Raw genomic sequence first — 17842 nt, 5'->3', positions numbered from 1 at the left:
CAACAGAACGGGCGGTTGGGCTTGCGGATGGGGGCGGGCGCGGATAGCTTCGCCGCCGCAACCATCCATGGATTACCTCGTCATGACCGCCCGTTCCGCCGCTTCGCTGTCCGCGCTCCTCCTGCTGGGGGTGGCGTCGGCTCCGGCGCTGGCAGAGCTGGTGCCGGTCGAGCCGAGCATTCCGCCTGCCGTCTATTACGGTATGCCGGTGCCCGAGGCCGAGATCGTCGTGCCCGGCGCCCCGGCGCAGGATGCCAACCCCACTGAGAAGCCGGCCGAGAAGCAGGGCGACAGGCAGGGCGCCGCGGCCCCGGCGAAGCCGGAGGGGCCGGGCGAACTGATCGAAAGCTGGGACGGCGGTGCCGCCAAGAAGAAGGACGGCAGCTTCGCCTATTGCGTGGCGGAAGGGGAGTTCACCTCCGGCCATGTGCTGATGTTCGCCCGCAGCCCCAAGGGGGAGATGAACATCGGGATCGGCATCCCCGGCGCCGACCTGCCCAAGGGCGGCGAATGGCCGGTCACCATGGAGGTGGACAGGAAGCTGAAGCGCGAACGGGTCGCCATCGCTTCGCAGCCGGACATGCTGGTGGTTTCCAACGGCAAGGACGAGGAACTGGTCAACGCCCTGATGGGCGGGAGCGAACTGGTGGTGTCGTCGGCCACCGACCGCATCGCCTTCAAGCTGGCCGGCACCAAGAAGGTGCTGGGGGATCTGAAGACCTGCGTCGACAAGGGCGGCAACGTTCCGCCGATCAAGGTCGCGGCCGGCCGCCCGGCGGAGAAGAAGAACCGCCTGCCGGAAGGGCTGGGCAGCCTGCTGACCGCGGCCGGCGTGCATGACGCCGAACTGGTGCCGATGGACAAGATCCCGCAGGAACGCCGCCCGGCGGACGTCGCCTGGCGCTTCGGCCCGATCGTCGGCGGCATCCGTGAGCGCGCGGTGGGTGAGGAGGCGAAGATCGACGAGCTGTCGGACGGCTTCGCCGATGCCATGAAGCAGCGGTGCGAAGGCACCCCGACCGTCAGCCTGAACCCGTCCGAACAGGCCGGTTCGGTCTGGCTGCGCACCGGCTCCGTCGATTGCGCCATGCCCCAGGGCAAGCTGCACGTCACACTGAACTTCCTTCTGTCGCAACGCCGCCTGTTCACCGTGATCTTCCACGAGGCGGCCGAACCTGACATGGCGCTGGCCGACAAGGTGCGCGACAATCTGGCCCAGGTCCTGCATCGCGCCGGCACGGCTCCGGCTCCGGCTCCGGCACCTGCGGATGCCGCGCCCGTCACTCCGCCGGCGGCACCGCCGGCAACCGAGGCTGCTCCCTCCGCCGCATCCCAGGCGGGCTCCGCTCCCCCGACGGTGATACCGCAGGCGAAGCCGCAGCCGGGCAAGCCCTGACGACGCGATGCAGGACGGTCGGGACAGCGAATCGCCTTGGAAGGCCTCATCCGACCGCCAGACTGAGCGGGAGGCGAAGCGCGTCGCCGTGCTGCGGACGGCGGCGCGGGCCTTCAATGAGACGGGCTATCACAACACCTCGCTGGACGACATCGCGCGGCGTCTGAACGTCACCAAGCCGACCATTTACTACTATGTCAGGAACAAGGAGGAGATCCTCTTCGAGTGCGTGCGGATCGGGCTGGAGATGCTCGACGAGGCCTCCAACGACGTGAACGGCCATGGCGGCAGCGCATATGACGAGCTGATCGTGGTGATGCGCAAATATGCCGAGATCGTCACGATGGATTTCGGCATGTGCGTGATCCGCGTCGGCGAGGAACCGTTGACGGAGGAAAGCCGCCGTACGCTGCGGTCGCTGAAGCGCGGCATCGACCGCAAGTTCCGCCGCCTGATCGAGCGCGGCATCAAGGAGGGCAGCCTCGCCCCGTGCGATCCCAAGATCGCCGCCTTCACCGTGGCGGGGGCGCTGAGCTGGATCGCCCGCTGGTACAGCCCGAACGGCGGCCTCAGCGCCCAAGACATCGCCGCCCAATGCATCGACCTGCTGATGAACGGCCTGGGCAAGGGCGGACCGTCAGGTGAGGTGCGCCCGCCGGCCTGACGCGGGCCGACACAAGGTCAGCGGATCAGCGCCCCGCCGCCTGGACCGTCCTCAGCCCCACCGCCGCCTCGACGAAGGCGATCAACTGCTCGGCATAAAGGTCGGGGGTGACGCCGCGGCGGCGGTGCTTGGCGCGCTTCACGTACCAGTCCTGCAGCATCGGCTTGATAAAGACCGCAGCCATCGTCACATCCGGCATCGCAAACAGCCCGCGGGCGATGCCGTCGGCCAGCGCATCGGCGATCATCGATTCCGTCATCATCTCGCTGCTGACGGCGAGATCGCGCCCTTCCTTCGAGAAGGCCTTTGCCTCCATGTAGGCGAAGACGAACCAGGGATGCATCGCCTCGGTCAGATACAGGTGCGTTTCCAAAAGCCAGCGCAGCCGGCCGGCGGGATTCTGTGCAAGTTCCTCCGGCGGACGGCCCAGCACCTCCTCCACCACGCCGACGACCTGGCCCAGGATCATCATCAGCAGCGTGTCCTTGCTGTCGAAGTAAGCGTAGAGCGCGCCCATGCTCAGCCCCGACTGCTCGGTCAGGTCACGCAGGCTCATGGAGTGGAAGCCCTTGCGGTTCGCCAGCGTCAGCGTCGTCTCCACGATGCGCACGAGATTGGCGATGGCGACCGCCGGTTTCTTCACCCGGATGGTCGCCGCATGGCGTTCCAGGATGCGGCTGCACAGCGCCTCCATCGACAGATCGTGCCGGGCCTGGAACTCCTGAAAGCTGCTCATGCGGTCGGGCCCTATCGTTCGCCATGCCAATCGTTCTTGCACGACACGGTCGTCAAGGATATAAAGCGAGCGCTCGCTCGTTTTTTCAAGAGCGCCGTTCGGAGCGCCTGCGACGAAATCCCAACAACGGCCCAACCTGGGAGGAAGCATGAGCTTCACCATCGACCTCACCGGCAGGACGGCACTGGTCACCGGCGCGTCGAGCGGCCTGGGCCGCCATTTCGCCGGGGTGCTGGCGAAGGCGGGCGCCCGCGTGGCACTGGCCGCCCGGCGCACCGACGCGCTTGCCGAAACGAAGGCCGCGATCGAGGCGGGCGGCGGTACTGCCCTTGTCGTCGCGATGGACGTCACCGATTCCGGCTCCGTCTCCGCGGCGGTGGCACAGGCGTGGGACGGGCTCGGCCGCATCGACATTCTGGTCAACAATGCCGGCGTGACTGCCACCAGCCCCTTCCTCGACATGAGCGAGGAGGAGTGGGACCGGGTGATCGAAACCAACCTGACCGGCTGTGCCCGCGTCGCCCGCGCGGTGGCGCGGCGCATGCGCGACGATGAGCAGGGCGGTTCCATCGTCAACATCGCCTCCATCCTTGGCATGCGGGTGGCCGGCCATGTGTCGTCCTACATCGCCGCCAAGGGCGGTCTGGTGCATCTGACCAAGGCGATGGCGCTGGAGCTGGCCCGCCACGGCATCCGTGTCAACGCACTCTGCCCTGGCTATGTCGAGACCGAACTGAACGCCGACTTCTTCGCCTGCGACGCCGGCAAGGCGCTGGTCAAGCGCATCCCGCAGCGCCGGCTCGGTCGGTTGGCCGATCTGGACGGGCCGCTGCTGCTGCTGGCTTCGGATGCCGGCGCCTACATGACCGGATCGGTTCTCGCCGTCGACGGCGGCCATCTGGTGTCCTCCCTCTAGCGAACGGAGCCGTTCCATGGACTTCACCCTTCCCCAGGAGCTGGACGACATCCGCCGCCGCGTGCGCGCCTTTGTCGAGGAGGAGATCCTTCCGGTCGAAGCCGACCGCGCCAATTGGGACGAGCACGAGAACATCGCCGAAGCCCCCTTGGCCACCCTGCGCGCCAAGGCCAAGGCCGCCGGCCTGTGGACGCTTCAGCTGCCGAAGGATGTCGGCGGGCAGGGGCTGCCGATGGTCGGCGTCGCCGCCTGCTACGAGGAGATGAACCGCTCGATCTTCGGGCCGGTCTGCTTCAACGCCGCCGCCCCCGACGACGGCAACATGCGGCTCTTGAGCATGGTCGGCACCCCGGCCCAGAAGGAGCGCTGGCTCGCCCCCATCGTCGAGGGCCGGGTGCGCAGCGCCTTCGCCATGACCGAACCGCATCCCGGCGGCGGCTCCGACCCGTCGATGATGAAGACGAGGGCGGAGCGCAAGGGCGACCGCTGGGTGGTGACGGGCCGCAAATGGTTCATCACCGGAGCCGACGCGGCGCAGCACTTCATCCTGATGGCGCGCACGTCCGACGATCCGCGCAAGGGGCTGACCGCTTTCCTGTTCGACAAGGACCAGCCCGGCTGGCGCATCGAGCGCCGCATCCCGATCATGGGGCCGGAGGAGCATGGCGGGCATTGCGAGCTGATCTTCGACGGACTGGAGATCGCGGACGAGAATGTGCTGATGACGGTCGGCGACGGGCTGAAGGCGACGCAGATCCGCCTCGGTCCGGCGCGTCTGACCCACTGCATGCGCTGGACCGGCCTTGCCAAGCGCTGCCTGGAGATCGCCGCGGCTTACGTGAAGGAGCGCGAGAGCTTCGGCATGCCGCTGGCCGGGCATGAAGGCGTGCAGTGGATGCTGGGCGAGACGGCGATGCAGATCGAGATCGGCCGGCTGCTGACCATGAAGGCGGCGCACGCGCTGGACAGCGGCAGCTTTGCCCGCAAGGAGGTGTCGATGGCCAAGGTCCAGGTCGCCGACACCCTGTTCAAGGCGGCGGACACGGCGATCCAGCTCTGCGGCGCGCGCGGCTATTCCAAGGACACGGTGCTGGAATGGATCTACCGCTACGCCCGGCAGGCCAAGCTGGTCGATGGCGCGTCGGAGGTCCACAAGATGGTGCTGAGCCGCAGCTATCTCGCCGAGGGCGACGATTTCTGGGGTTGGCGATGAGCGGCGGCGACACCGGCCTGACCGCGGAGCGCAAGGCCGCGCTGGAAGCCTGGCTGGCCGGGCAGGCCGGGGCCAGGGCCGTGACGGTGACGGAGGAGGGGAGGCTCAGCGGCGGCGCCATCTCGCTCAATCTGGCGGTGACGCTGGAGATCGACGGCGGGCCGCTGTCCGGCCGCCATGCCTGCGTGCTGCGCACCGGCTCCGCCTCCGGCGTGTCGGCCAGCCTCGGCAAGGTGCAGGAGGCTGCGGTTCTCGGCGCCGTCTTCGCGGCCGGCGCCACGGTGCCGGAGCCGCTGTTCGTCGGATCGGACCCGGCGATGCTGGGCGCGCCCTTCTACATCATGCGGCGGGCGGCGGGCATCGCCGCCGGCTTCCGCATCGTCAAGAGCGAGGCGCCGCAGCGCGATCTGGCCTTTGAGCTCGGACGGCAGCTCGGCCTGATCCATCGCGTGCGGCCTGGGACGCCTGGCCTGGAGTTCCTGGCCCTGCCCGAACCGACGGCTGCGTTGCAGGCCGCCCACGATTTCCGTCGCTGGGCCGGGCGCTATGCCGTGACCGATCCGGTGCTGACCTACGGCCTGCGCTGGCTGGAGCGGAACGCGCTGCCCGCCAGCGACCTCGTGCTGTGCCACCGCGATTACCGCACCGGCAACTACATGGTCGAGGATGGCCGGCTGTCCGCCATCATCGATTGGGAGTTCGCGGGCTGGTCCGACCCGATGGAGGATTTGGGCTGGTTCTGCGCCGCCTGCTGGCGCTTCGGCCGCAACGACCGCGAGGCCGGCGGCATTGCCGACCGGGACGACCTCTATGCCGGTTATGAGGAGACCGCCGGCCGCCGCGTGGATCCCCATGCCGTCGCCTATTGGGAAGCGGCCGCCTGCATGCGCTGGGCGGTGATCGCGATCCAGCAGGCCAACCGCCACATCTCCGGCACCGAACCGTCGCTGGAACTGGCGCTGACCGGGCGGATGCTGCCGGAGATCGAGATGGACCTGTTGCTGCACCTGGACGCCGTCGCGGCGCGCGGAGGATTCCTATGATCAACGACGATCCCAAGGCCGGCGACCTCGTCTCCATCGCGCTGCGCAGCTTCCGCGAGGCGATCCTGCCGGTGATTCCGGCCGACCAGCGATTCACCGCGCTGATGATCGCCAACGCGCTCGGCATGGCCGAACGGGAGCTGGCGGCCGGCGGCAAGGCCGACGCGGCCCTTGCGGACGCGGTGGGAAAACTCATCAATGCCAAGGGCGATCTGCGCGCACTGTTGCCCCGGCTCTGCACGGACATCGACGTCGGCCGCTTCGACTCTCCCGAGCGGCAGCAGGCATTGCGGGCGGTGCTGAAGGACATCACGCGGGCAAGGCTGGCGGTGAGCAATCCGAAGCGGCTGGCGGCGGAAGCCTCCCCGCCCGAAGCGCCGGGTTCCGAAGCGTCGGGCTCGGGGCGATGAGCCTGTTCGTTCCGCTGGACGGCACCGTCGCGCGGCGGCGGCTGTATCTGCTCCGTCACGGCCATGTCGCCTATTACGACGCCGACGGCAAGCCGTTGAATCCGAAGCTGGCCGCCCTGACCGAGCGTGGACGGGAAGAGGCGAGGGCGGCTGGCCGGCTGCTCTCCGCCGTGCCGCTCGACCGCGTGCTGTGTTCCGGCCTCGTCCGGACGCGGCAGACGGCGGAGCTGATCGCCGAACCGCATGGGCTGGCGGTGGAGGACCGCCGGGCCTTCCTGGAAATCCGCGCCGGTCGGCTGGCCGGCGTGCCGAAGGAGAAGCGCGAGGCCGCCTATGTCTACGGCTTCGATGCTGCGACCGAAGAGGGCAGATTCGCTGGCGGCGACGGCTTCGCCGCGGTCCGCGACCGGGTGGTGCAGGCCATCGAGGCGCTGGTGCTGGAACCCGGCTGGACCCATCTGGCGCTGGCAGCCCATGACGGCGTGAACCGCATGCTGCTGTCCTGGGCCTGTGGGGCCGGTCTGTCCGCCCTGTCGGCCTTCGAACAGGATTACGGCTGCATCAACATCGTCGACGTCGATGTGGCCGAGGGCCGTGTGCGGCGCCGGCTTATCCGCGCCGTGAACCTGACCCCTGGAAACCCGGCGAAGCTCGGCCTCCACCGCACCAGCCTGGAGGAGGCCTTCGGCCCTCTGCTGGATTTGGACTGACGGCGGCGGTCTGCGGGGGGCGCGCCTTCTCCGGAGGAGGCGGACCTGCGCAAGGCCGATCTTCATGTTATGCCAGGCTTCCGTTTATCCGAAATGGAAGCCTGGCTGTTGTCGGAAGCGGCGGTTATGCCGGGTTGCCGATCAGGCTTCGGTAAGCTCCATCGTCTGGCGGGCGTGGCCATCGCGCTCGCGGTCCTGGCGGCTGGGCGCCTCGACCCAGGCGATGCGCAGGATGTTGGTCGATCCCGGCATGCCGAAGGGAACGCCGGCGGTGATCACCAGCCGCTGCCCTTCCTCGGCCAGCCCATGGACGAAGGCCAGCCGGGCGGCCTTGTGCACCATGTCGGAGAAGTTCTGCACGTCCTCGGTCAGCACGGCATGGACGCCATAGGCCAGCACGAGGCGGCGGGCGATGGCGGCCTTTTCGGTCATGCAGAGGATCGGCACCTCCGGCCGTTCGCGGGCGGCCCTGAGCGTGGTGGAGCCGCTGCTGGTGTAGGTGGCGATGGCCGCCGCCTTGATGGTGTGGGCGACCTGACGGGCCGCGGCGGTGATGGCGTCGGACGCGGTCTGCTCCGGATCGGCGTGCTGCGCGTCCATCATGGTGCGGTAGAGCGTGTCGCCCTCCACCCGCCGGGCGATGCGGTCCATGATTGCCACCGCTTCGATCGGATATTCGCCGGAGGCGGTTTCTGCCGACAGCATGACGGCATCGGCGCCATCGAACACCGCAGTGGCGACGTCGGAGGCCTCGGCACGGGTCGGTGCCGGGGCGGAGATCATCGATTCCAGCATCTGGGTGGCGACGATCACCGGCTTGCCGGCCAGACGGGCGGCATGGACGATGCGCTTCTGGATCGAGGGCACATCCTCCGGCGGCATCTCCACGCCCAGGTCGCCGCGGGCCACCATGACGCCGTCCGACATCTCGACGATGCGGTCGAGGTGCTGAATCGCCTGCGGCTTCTCCAGCTTGGACAGCAGGGCGGCACGGCCGCCGATCAGCTTGCGGGCTTCGGCCACATCCTCCGGCCGCTGGACGAAGCTGAGCGCCACCCAGTCGACGCCCTGGCCCAGGGCGAAGTCGAGGTCGGCGCGGTCCTTGGCAGTCAGCGGCGACAGCGGCAGCACCACACCGGGGACATTGACGCCCTTGCGGTCCGACAGCTTGGTGCCGGACACCACCACCGTCTCGGCGAAATCGGCGCCGCAGGCGGTCACCCGCAGCCGCACCTTGCCGTCGTCCAGCAGCAGTTCGGCATCGGGCACCAGGGCGGCGAAGATCTCCGGATGCGGCATGCCGACCCGGCGGGCGTCGCCCGGTTCCGCCAGCAGGTCGAGACAGAAAGACTGGCCGGGGGTGAGCGTCACCGGACCGTCGGCGAAGCGGCCCAGCCGCAGCTTCGGACCCTGCAGGTCGGCCATGATGGCGATGGGGCGGCCGGTCTCCTCCTCCAGCGCGCGGATGGCGCGGACGCGCTCGCCATGGTCCTCGTGGCTGCCGTGGCTGAAGTTCAGGCGGAAGACGTCGACGCCGGTTTCGAACAGGCGGCGGATCATCGCGGGCGAGGAGGAGGACGGACCCAGCGTGGCGACGATTTTCGTCTGCCGGTAGCGGCGGATCGGCTTGGCAGTGCTCATGGGGTAACAGGCTCCGAAGAGAAGATGGTGGCCGTGCGGGGCTGAAGGGGTGCGGGCGGCGTCACCGCCTCAGGCCACCCCGAACCGGTAGACGATGGACCCGGCATACCATTGGCCGGGGCGCAGCACGGTCGAGGGGAAGGAGGGAATGTTGATGGAGTTGGGGAATTTCGACGGTTCGGCGCAGAAGGCGCTGTGTTTGGTGTAGAGCGTGCCGCCCTTGCCGAGGTCGCGGGGGGCTTTGCCCTCCAGGAAATTGCCGGTGTAGAGCTGAAGGCCGGGTTCGGTCGACAGCACCTCCAGAGTCCGGCCGCTGCCAGGGTGGTGGATGCGGGCCTGCAGCGCCGGGGCCGGGCCGGATGCCGGCTCGTCGATCACGTAATGCAGATCATAGCCCTTGCCGAGCACCAGCATGCGGTGGTCATCGGCGATGCGGTCGCCGAAGGCGGCCGGGATGCGGAAGTCGAGCGGGGTACCGGTGACGTCCACCACCTCGCCGGTCGGCACAGCGGTGTCGTTGAGCGCCAGATAGCGGCCGGCATGGACGGTGGCGACATGGTCGAGGATGGAGGATCCGAGATCGCCCGACAGGTTGAAGAAGGTGTGGTCGGTGAAGTTGGCGATGGTGGTCTTGTCGGCCGCCACCGCGGTCCAGGCGATGGTCAGGGCGTTGTCGTCGCCGAGCGAATAGGCCAGCCGCACCGGCAGGGTGCCGGGGAAGCCCTCCTCGCCGTCCTGGAAGACGTAGGTCAGCTCCAGGTTTGCCTCGTCCAATTGGCGGGCGTCGAAGACGCGGAAGCGCGAACCGCGCTCGCCGCCATGCACGGTGTTGGGCGGGCTGTTGACCGAGGTCTGGTGATCCACCCCGTCCAGCGTGAAGCGGCCCCCGTCGATGCGTCCGCAATAGCGCCCGATGAAGGATCCCATGGAGGGCTGGCCGCCCATCGCGCCATCGATGCTGTCATAGCCCTGGACGACGTCGCCCAGGGTGCCGTCGCGGTCGGCAACCAGGATCTGTTCGATCTTGGCACCGTAATTGGTAATCCGCACCACCATGCCCCGGCTGTTGCGCAGGGTGAACAGGTCCACCGGCTTGCCGTCGATGGTGGCGCGGTAATCGTCGCGCTTTAAGTCGGTGTAGGTCGCCATGGTCCAGGCATCCCCGTGGAAGAGATTAAAGAAAACCGAGAAGCAGCAGCCCCAGGATCATCACGACGCGCAGGAGCAGTGCCGTTTCCAATGGGTCCGCGGTCATGGTTTGGGCCTCACCGGAAGCATCGCAGTATTATTATACTAATATATCAGGGCGGAAGGCAAACCGCTTCGGCGTGCTCACGGCGGAGCGGACAGTTTGCCGCAGGCGATGGCGGCGGGGCCGGGAGATTTTGCGATAGTGCCGGGCGTCGGGCGGATGATCGGGCCGGCCGGCGCCTTTGCCGACGGCCAGCCGATCCGCATCGCGCGATCCGCGCGACATGAGCCTGGTTTGGACGTTTATGCCCGGCCAAGAACCGTCGCGATGGCGCTTTCCAGCCCGCTCAGGTCGGGTTCGATGTGGGTGCCGGCGGGAAAGACATTCTCTGCACCGGGGCGGACGATGCCGATGAAGGGCAGGCCGTTGGTCTGCGCCGCCTCCAAGTCGGTCAGGGCGTCGCCGACGAAGACGCTGCGGCTGGTATCGATGGCGTGGCGGGCGATCAGGTCGGCGACGACGATGGTCTTATGGCGGGGGCTGCCGGCGATCTCGGCGAACAGCGGCGTCCAGCCGCGGCGCTCCACGATCCGCCGCAACTCCGTCTCCGGCGTGCCCGACGCGATGAACAGCGGGTGCCGGCCGCCATGGCGGCGGATGAATCCGAGCGCGCCGGGGATCTCCTCGCAGGCGGTGACGGCGTCTTCCACCATCCCGCCGACGCGCCGGACCATCTCCTGGATCCGCTCCCCGTCCGGTGGCAGGCCCAGCAGCACCTGATCGAAGTGGTGGAGCATCTGCCCCCGCGGCAGCCCGCCGTTGCGATGGTAGAAATCGGCGATCGCCCGGTCCACCTCCGGGCCATGCCCGCGGTACAGGCTGAGAAAGGCTTCAAGTTTGATCGCGTTCGAGTCGACGATCACTCCGTCGAAATCGAACAGGACCGCTTGGCAGGGCAAGGTCATGTCCAGGTCCCGTTTTGCAGGTCTTGATGAGAGAGGTGCGCCCCAGGACGGACATGGAAGCCGCCGGCCAAACTGGCACGGCGGGCCTCAAGACCGAGAGGAGCATCCGGAAGCCGCCCGATGGGACCGCCACGCGAAGCGGCCGTCCGGCAAAACATGAGGCAGGCTGCAGCATCGACTGCAATATATTAGTATGATCAAGCCTTGGAAAGCGGGTTCGTCGCGTTTCGCCCCTTCGCCGCAGGCGCGACCCCGAATGGGGTCTGCGGCTGGATAACCGCCTCGTTATCCTATCGGTATGCGATCGTACGCATTCGCTGGCGTGCCTGGGGCACGCCGCCTTTTCGGCACTATCCCCGGACCCGTCGGCGCCACTGCTCCTCGTAGCGCCGACCCCTGTATCGGCCGTGCGATGGGGCGGCGGGGATCCGCGCAGTTGTCCCGGTCACCATAAGACCAGCATCGCTCCCCCCCCCCCGCCGTCCGCCGTCACCAGGTCGGGAAGAACAGCAGCAGCAGGGCCATGACCGCGAGGATGCCAAGAATTGTCCACATCGCGGGGCGGCCAAGGCCCCGCGATGTGCCCGCCTTCGGGAGTTCATTCCCCACTTTCCGGAAAGGGCCGGCCATCTTGTGCGCTCCTGAGGTCGTCGATCTGTCGGCAATCAACAGGGTGAAGCCAACAAAGTTGCCGGTTTCGGATGTGGTTCCCCATCCGACGCAGGGTCTCCTGGAATGCGCCGAAGGAGGGTCACGGACGCATTTTCCGCTTTAACGCCAACGGGTTGATTGGAATTTGCATTTTTCCCGCGGGGGGATGCGAAAAAACCACTTCCCAAGCGCACCACCAATCGGCAAACTCTACACAACAAATAGAAAACACGGCACAGATACCACGAAAGAAGTTCGTGCAATTCAGGAGCCACCCAAGGAGACTCCCGTCATGTCGCTTCGTCGCCTGACCCTGCTCGCCGCCGGCCTGACGCTGGCCTGGCTGGGTGTTGCCGCCGCAGATTCCAAGGACGCACTGCTGAACGTGTCCTACGATCCCACGCGGGAATTCTATGTCGAGTTCAACAAGGCGTTTGCCAAGAAGTGGGAGGCGGAAACCGGCCGCGCTCTGACCGTGCGCCAGTCGCACGGCGGCTCCGGCAAGCAGGCGCGGTCCGTCATCGACGGGCTGGACGCCGACATCGTGACCCTGGCGCTGGGCTATGACATCGACGCCATCGCCGATGCCGGCCTGCTGCCGAAGGACTGGCAGAGCCGCCTGCCGAACAACAGCGCTCCCTACACCTCGACCATCGTGTTCCTGGTGAAGAAGGGGAATCCGAAGGGGATCAAGGACTGGAACGATCTGGTGAAGCCGGGCGTCCAGGTCATCACGCCGAATCCGAAGACGTCCGGCGGCGCACGTTGGAATTATCTGGCCGCCTGGGCCTATGCCCTGCAGGCCAATGGCGGCGACGAGACCAAGGCCAAGGAATTCGTATCGCAGCTGCTGAAGAACGTTCCGGTGCTGGACAGCGGCGCCCGCGGCTCCACCGTGACCTTCACCCAGCGGGAGATCGGCGACGTCCTGCTCGCCTGGGAGAACGAGGCCTACCTGTCGCTGCAGGAATTCGGCGCCGACAAGTTCGAGATCGTGGTGCCCAGCCTGTCGATCCTGGCCGAACCGCCGGTGGCCGTCGTCGACAAGGTCGTCGACCGCAAGGGCACCCGCAAGGTGGCCGAGGCCTACCTGCAATTCCTCTACACCCGTGAAGGGCAGGAGATCGCGGCCAAGAACTACTACCGTCCGCGACTTCCGGAGTTGGCGACCCAGTATGCGGGACGCTTTGCCGATGTTAAGCTGGTCACGATCGACCAATTCGGGGGCTGGCGTGCCGCGCAAGAGAAGCATTTCTCCGACGGTGGTGTCTTCGACCAGATCTTCCAGAAGGGGCGCTGACCTATGGTCGCTGCTGCCGACAGCGACGGCGCTCTGGCGGGAAAGGGGGGCGCGGTGACGGTCCGCGCCCCCATTCCCCTCTTCCGGAAACCCAGCGTCATCCCGGGATTCGGGCTGACTCTTGGCTTCACGCTCACCTATCTCAGCTTCATCGTCCTGATCCCGCTGGCCGCGCTGATCCTGCGCTCCAGCAGTCTCGGCTGGGGCGGATTCTGGTCTGCGGTGACGACGCCGCGGGTGATCGCCGCGTTCGAGGTCAGTTTCGGCCTCTCCTTCGCAGCGGCGCTGACCAATGCGGTGTTCGGTTTCCTGGTGGCCTGGGTGCTGGTCCGCTACGACTTCCCCGGCAAGCGGTTGGTCGATGCGCTGGTCGATCTGCCCTTCGCCCTGCCGACCGCGGTTGCCGGCATCGCGCTCAGCGCGCTCTATGCCCCGAACGGCTGGCTGGGCAAGCCGCTGAACGAGCTTTTCGGACTGAAGGTCGCCTTCACGCCGCTGGGCATCGCCATCGCTTTGACCTTCATCGGCCTTCCCTTCGTCGTCCGCACCGTCCAGCCGATCCTGCAGGACCTTCCGGCGGAAGAAGAGGAGGCTGCGGCTTCCCTCGGTGCCTCGCGCTTCCAGACCTTCCGCAGCGTGATCCTGCCGGCGGTGCTGCCGGCGCTGGTGACCGGCTTCGCGCTGTCCTTTGCCCGCGGCGTCGGTGAATACGGGTCGGTCATCTTCATCGCCGGCAACATGCCCGGCCTGACCGAGATCGTTCCATTGCTGATCGTCATCAAGCTGGAGCAGTACGACTATGCCGGCGCCGCCGCGGTCGGCACCGCGATGCTGGGCGTCTCCTTCCTCATGCTCCTGATCCTCAACCTTCTGCAGCAGTGGATGAGGTCGCGCCATGCCCGCTGACACCAGCATTTCCGCGCCGGCCTCCATCCCGGTGCCGCCCGCGCAATCGGCCCTGACGGAACCCGCCTGGGTCCGTGCCGCCCTGATCGGCGGAGCCCTGCTGTTCCTTGCGCTGTTCCTGCTGCTGCCGCTGGTGGCGGTGTTCGTGGAGGCGCTGCGCCGCGGTGTCGACGCCTACTGGACGGCGCTGATCGAACCTGACGCCGTCGCCGCGATCAAGCTGACGCTGATCGTCGCCGCCATCTCGGTGCCGGCCAACCTGCTGTTCGGTGTCGCTGCGTCCTGGTGCGTCGCCAAATTCGACTTCCGCGGCAAGAACCTTCTGATCACGCTGATCGATCTGCCCTTCTCGGTGTCGCCGGTGATTTCGGGTCTGATCTATGTGCTGCTGTTCGGCATGAACGGCCTGTTCGGCGTCTATCTGCGCGACATGGGCATCCAGATCATCTTCGCCGTGCCGGGGCTGGTGCTCGCCACCATCTTCGTCACCTTCCCCTTCGTGGCGCGCGAACTGATCCCTCTGATGCAGGAACAGGGCTCCGACGAGGAGGAAGCGGCGCTGGTGCTGGGGGCCTCCGGCTGGCAGACCTTCTGGCGGGTCACGTTGCCCAACATCAAGTGGGCCCTGCTCTATGGCGTGCTGTTGTGCAACGCCCGCGCGATGGGCGAGTTCGGCGCCGTTTCGGTCGTCTCCGGCCATATCCGGGGCGAGACCAACACGATGCCGCTGCATGTCGAGATTCTCTACAACGAATACAATTTCGTCGCCGCCTTCGCCGTCGCCTCGCTCCTGGCCATGCTGGCCCTGGTCACGCTGGTCGTGAAGACCGCGCTGGAGTGGCGATTCGGGGACGAGCTGGCGGCGGCCCGGCACTGATCGCCGGATTCTGGAGAGGAATAGACTACCCATGGCGATCCAGGTTTCAGGCATCACCAAGCGCTTCAACGATTTCACCGCTCTCGAGTCTGTCGATCTGGAAGTGCAGTCGGGTGAGCTTCTGGCTCTGCTCGGCCCCTCCGGCTCGGGCAAGACCACGCTTCTGCGCATCATGGCCGGGCTGGAAAGTCCCGACGCCGGCGGCCTTCTTCTGAATGGGGAGGAGGCGTTGGGGCTGAAGCCGCGCGACCGGCAGGTCGGCTTCGTCTTCCAGCATTACGCCCTGTTCCGGCACATGACCGTGTTCGAGAATGTCGCTTTCGGCCTGAAGGTGCGGCCGCGCGGCCAGCGCCTGGGCAGCGCCCAGATCCGCCAGCGCGTGAGCGAGCTGCTGGACCTGGTGCAATTGTCGCCCTTCGCCGGCCGCTACCCGGCGCAGCTGTCGGGCGGCCAGCGCCAGCGCGTGGCGCTCGCCCGCGCGCTCGCCATCGAGCCGAAGGTGCTTTTGCTGGACGAGCCCTTCGGCGCGCTCGACGCCAAGGTCCGCAAGGAGTTGCGGCGCTGGCTGCGCAAGCTGCACGACGACATCCACATCACCTCGGTCTTCGTCACCCATGACCAGGAGGAGGCGCTGGAACTGGCCGACCGGGTGGTGGTGATGAACCAGGGCCGGATCGAGCAGATCGGCACTCCGGCGGAAGTCTACGACCACCCTGCCTCGGCCTTCGTCTATGAGTTCCTCGGTCAGGTGAACCGCTTCGACTGCACGGTGGAGGGCGGCGTCGCCCATGTCGGCGACGGCACCCTGGTGATCCCGACCGAAGGCGGCGTGCAGGGACCGGCGGTGGCCTATGTCCGCCCGCACGATCTCGGCGTCACCCCGGCCTCGACCGGTCCGGGGCGCATCTCCGGCATCCATGTCGTCGGGCCGGACGCGCGGATCGAGATCGACCTCGCCGGCTTGGCGCTGGAGGCCGAGATGGATCGCGAGCGGCTTGCCACGCTCGGCATCGTCGCCGGCGACCGCTGCGCCGTGCACATCGACCGGGCGCGCGTCTTCGCCCGATAAGGCTCAGTCGGTGTTTTTCTGGTCGGCGAGCGCCCGGTAATTGCCGTCGCGGTAGGCTTTCAGGCTGTGGTCGACCGCGGCGCTCTCGACCCCCGCGCTGCGCAGCACGAGACCGGCGAGTTGCAGGCTGGCCTCCATGGTTTCCGGTACGATGGCGGTGGCGCCGGCGCCGGCCAGGGCGGCGCTCTGCCCCAGGTCATGGGCGCGGGCGATGATCGGCAGCGACGGGGCCGTGGCGTGGATCGCCTCCACTGCGCGGTGCGCGGCATCCGGCCGGTTCAGCGTGATGACGGCGGCGCGGGCGCGCTCGATCCCGGCGGCGCGCAGGACGCTGCCCTGGCTGGCGTCGCCGTAATAGACCGGCAGCCCGTCATGGCGCGCCGCGGCGATGCGCTGCGGCTCCAGGTCCAGTGCCACATAGGCGATGTTGTGCTCGGTCAGCAGCTTGGCGACCGCCTTGCCGACACGGCCGTAGCCGCAGATCAGCACATGGCTTTTCAGGTCGCTGGTCTCGATGCCAAAGGCCTCTGCCCCCATCCGGGCTTCGATGAACTGGGCAAGCCGCTGGGCCAGGGCGCCGATGGCCGGCGTGACCGCCATGCTCAGCGCGACCGAAGAGGAGAGCAGCAGGCCGGTGTGCCCGTCCAGGACCGACAGCCCGACCGCCTTGCCGACCAGCACGAAGGCGAACTCGCCGCCCTGCGACAGCAGCAGCCCGATCCGCAGCGACGTTGCCAATCCCAACCCGGACAGCCGGCAAAGCACGAACAGCAGCAGGCTCTTGCCGACCAGCAATGCGGTGGTGATCGCGGCGATGGTCCCCGCCTCCGTCAGCATCGCGGGCAGATCCAGCGACATGCCCACGGTCATGAAGAACAGGCCGAGCAACAGGCCGCGGAACGGCTCGATGTCCGCTTCCACCTGATGGCGGTAGGCGGTATCGGCCAGCAGCATGCCGGCCAGGAACGCGCCCAGCGCCATCGACATGCCGGCCTCCGCGGTCAGCCAGCCGACAGCCAGCACCACGAACAGGTTGGTGGCGGTGAACAGCTCCGGGTTGCCGGCCGACGCGATGAAGCGATAGGCAGGACGGACGACGAAGCGGCCGAGAAGCATGATCACGCCGATGGCCGCCACCGCCTTGGCCGTTGCAAGCGCCAGGGCGAGCGGAATGCTGGCATTGGCGTCCGCCAGCAGCGGCAGCAGTGTCAGCAGCGGCACCACCGCCAGATCCTGGAAGATCAGGACGGCGACCGAGATGCGGCCGAAACGGGCGACGGTCTCCCCACGCTCGACCAGCAGTTTCAGCACCGTGGCGGTGGAGGAGAAGGCCAGCATGCCGCCGACGATCAGCGCCGCTTCCGGGGTCAGGCCGAGCCACCAGGCGGCAAGGCCGATGGCGGCGCTGGTCAGCCCGACCTGCATCAGCCCCAGGCCGAAGATGTAATGCCGCATCGCCCGAAGGCGGGAGACCGGCAGTTCAAGACCGATTGCGAACAGCAGGAAGACGACACCGAACTCCGACAGCACCTGCGGCACAGCCAGATCGACCACCGGCCCCGGCGTGTGCGGGCCAAGCATGGCTCCGGCCACGAGATACCCCAGCACCGCCGGGATGCGCAGAACCTGGAACAGCGGCACCACGAGAATCGCCGCCAGCAGCAGGAACAGGACGTCCAGGAGAAGAGTGAGGTCGAGCATGGCCGGATCGCGATGGGGCAGGGGCGCAACTGTATGGTCTTGCAGAGGCCTATCCCGCAAGTGCATCCCGCAGGTCACCCGACGAAGATGTTCCGCTCCGCGCCATTCCCATTCGGAAGCCGACGCTGGACTGGCGGGATGGGGCAAAATCGTGACGTGATGAATTTTGTCCTGGACGATCCGGATCGGCCTGAGTATATAGCCGCTCCTCGACCGATGGCGGCATCCGGACATGGATGTGGCGGTGGTCGAGGCCCCGATGGATTGGGGCAGGGTCGTTTCCGCTCAATGCTCCGCCGATGCTTCGGTGGAGAGGCCGAAAAAGGGCTTGACCTGATCGGCCAAGAGAGATAGAAAGTTGCCTGCCAGCGCGAACCGGTCGGTTTGCGCTTCTCCGATCTAAAATTGATGACTCATCGATCCGGTTTGCCGGACGATGCTTCGTCTTGATC

The 17842-nt window shown here is 67.4% G+C and carries 17 protein-coding genes and 1 pseudogene; 11 read left to right on the top strand and 7 right to left on the bottom strand.

The window, feature by feature from the left end; translation table 11 throughout:
* Positions 1 to 82: 82 nt before the first annotated feature.
* Positions 83 to 1396 (top strand): hypothetical protein, encoded by a 1314-nt coding sequence (locus tag A6A40_RS20640; RefSeq protein WP_108548051.1) that lies wholly within the window; start codon positions 83 to 85, stop codon positions 1394 to 1396.
* Between the two features lie 7 nt (positions 1397 to 1403).
* Positions 1404 to 2060, top strand: coding sequence for a TetR/AcrR family transcriptional regulator (locus A6A40_RS20635; protein WP_108547748.1), 657 nt, complete (start codon positions 1404 to 1406; stop codon positions 2058 to 2060).
* Positions 2061 to 2085: 25 nt separating this feature from the next.
* Here A6A40_RS20635 and A6A40_RS20630 read toward each other — a convergent pair whose 3' ends face one another.
* Positions 2086 to 2796: a TetR/AcrR family transcriptional regulator gene (locus A6A40_RS20630; RefSeq protein ID WP_108547747.1), complete on the bottom strand. Its 711-nt coding sequence runs from the start codon at positions 2794 to 2796 to the stop codon at positions 2086 to 2088.
* Positions 2797 to 2944: 148 nt separating this feature from the next.
* On the opposite strand from A6A40_RS20630, the gene A6A40_RS20625 reads away from it, so the two are divergent.
* From A6A40_RS20625 to A6A40_RS20605, 5 genes are read left to right on the top strand one after another with little or no spacing between them, the layout of a single operon-like run.
* Positions 2945 to 3712 (top strand): SDR family NAD(P)-dependent oxidoreductase, encoded by a 768-nt coding sequence (locus A6A40_RS20625; protein WP_108547746.1) that lies wholly within the window; start codon positions 2945 to 2947, stop codon positions 3710 to 3712.
* Positions 3713 to 3728: 16 nt separating this feature from the next.
* Positions 3729 to 4925, top strand: a complete 1197-nt coding sequence (locus tag A6A40_RS20620) for an acyl-CoA dehydrogenase family protein (protein WP_108547745.1) — start codon at positions 3729 to 3731, stop codon at positions 4923 to 4925.
* Positions 4922 to 5968, top strand: coding sequence for a phosphotransferase family protein (locus tag A6A40_RS20615; protein WP_108547744.1), 1047 nt, complete (start codon positions 4922 to 4924; stop codon positions 5966 to 5968). Before A6A40_RS20620 ends, A6A40_RS20615 begins: the two co-directional genes overlap by 4 nt.
* Positions 5965 to 6378, top strand: a complete 414-nt coding sequence (locus A6A40_RS20610) for a DUF6285 domain-containing protein (RefSeq protein WP_108547743.1) — start codon at positions 5965 to 5967, stop codon at positions 6376 to 6378. The genes A6A40_RS20615 and A6A40_RS20610 overlap by 4 nt, the downstream gene beginning before the upstream one ends.
* Positions 6375 to 7088 (top strand): histidine phosphatase family protein, encoded by a 714-nt coding sequence (locus A6A40_RS20605; protein WP_108547742.1) that lies wholly within the window; start codon positions 6375 to 6377, stop codon positions 7086 to 7088. Before A6A40_RS20610 ends, A6A40_RS20605 begins: the two co-directional genes overlap by 4 nt.
* A 141-nt stretch (positions 7089 to 7229) precedes the next feature.
* Here the strand turns inward: A6A40_RS20605 and pyk are convergent, their stop codons facing one another.
* The 4 genes from pyk to A6A40_RS30770 form a co-directional block, all read right to left on the bottom strand.
* Entirely contained in the window at positions 7230 to 8729 is a 1500-nt protein-coding gene (gene pyk / locus A6A40_RS20600) for a pyruvate kinase (RefSeq protein WP_108547741.1), read from the bottom strand.
* 69 nt (positions 8730 to 8798) lie between these two features.
* Positions 8799 to 9878, bottom strand: a complete 1080-nt coding sequence (locus A6A40_RS20595) for an aldose epimerase family protein (protein ID WP_108547740.1) — start codon at positions 9876 to 9878, stop codon at positions 8799 to 8801.
* A 345-nt stretch (positions 9879 to 10223) separates the two neighbouring features.
* A complete protein-coding gene (locus A6A40_RS20590; RefSeq protein WP_108547739.1) occupies positions 10224 to 10886 on the bottom strand; it encodes an HAD family hydrolase in 663 nt (220 codons plus the stop codon).
* 489 nt (positions 10887 to 11375) lie between these two features.
* Positions 11376 to 11516, bottom strand: coding sequence for a hypothetical protein (locus A6A40_RS30770; RefSeq protein ID WP_158279326.1), 141 nt, complete (start codon positions 11514 to 11516; stop codon positions 11376 to 11378).
* Between the two features lie 313 nt (positions 11517 to 11829).
* On the opposite strand from A6A40_RS30770, the gene A6A40_RS20585 reads away from it, so the two are divergent.
* From A6A40_RS20585 to A6A40_RS20570, 4 genes are read left to right on the top strand one after another with little or no spacing between them, the layout of a single operon-like run.
* Positions 11830 to 12837 carry a sulfate ABC transporter substrate-binding protein gene (locus A6A40_RS20585; protein WP_108547738.1) on the top strand — a complete coding sequence of 336 codons (1008 nt, stop codon included), beginning with the start codon at positions 11830 to 11832 and terminating at the stop codon, positions 12835 to 12837.
* 3 nt (positions 12838 to 12840) lie between these two features.
* Entirely contained in the window at positions 12841 to 13743 is a 903-nt protein-coding gene (gene cysT / locus A6A40_RS20580) for a sulfate ABC transporter permease subunit CysT (RefSeq protein WP_108547737.1), read from the top strand.
* On the top strand, positions 13733 to 14620 hold the full coding sequence (cysW, locus tag A6A40_RS20575) for a sulfate ABC transporter permease subunit CysW (RefSeq protein ID WP_108547736.1): 888 nt from the start codon (positions 13733 to 13735) through the stop codon (positions 14618 to 14620). The genes cysT and cysW overlap by 11 nt, the downstream gene beginning before the upstream one ends.
* Before the next feature lie 31 nt (positions 14621 to 14651).
* Positions 14652 to 15689: a sulfate/molybdate ABC transporter ATP-binding protein gene (locus tag A6A40_RS20570; RefSeq protein WP_108547735.1), complete on the top strand. Its 1038-nt coding sequence runs from the start codon at positions 14652 to 14654 to the stop codon at positions 15687 to 15689.
* Between the two features lie 3 nt (positions 15690 to 15692).
* On the opposite strand, the gene A6A40_RS20565 is transcribed toward A6A40_RS20570, so the two are convergent.
* Together A6A40_RS20565 and A6A40_RS32445 are read right to left on the bottom strand one after the other, a co-directional pair.
* On the bottom strand, positions 15693 to 17390 hold the full coding sequence (locus A6A40_RS20565) for a monovalent cation:proton antiporter-2 (CPA2) family protein (protein WP_108547734.1): 1698 nt from the start codon (positions 17388 to 17390) through the stop codon (positions 15693 to 15695).
* 49 nt (positions 17391 to 17439) lie between these two features.
* Positions 17440 to 17842, bottom strand: a pseudogene (locus A6A40_RS32445) (hypothetical protein); the annotation flags it as partial.

The sequence above is a fragment of the Azospirillum humicireducens genome (assembly GCF_001639105.2).
GTDB lineage: Bacteria > Pseudomonadota > Alphaproteobacteria > Azospirillales > Azospirillaceae > Azospirillum > Azospirillum humicireducens.
Note: the sequence above shows the minus strand (reverse complement) of the source record. Positions and strands in the feature narration are given on the sequence as shown.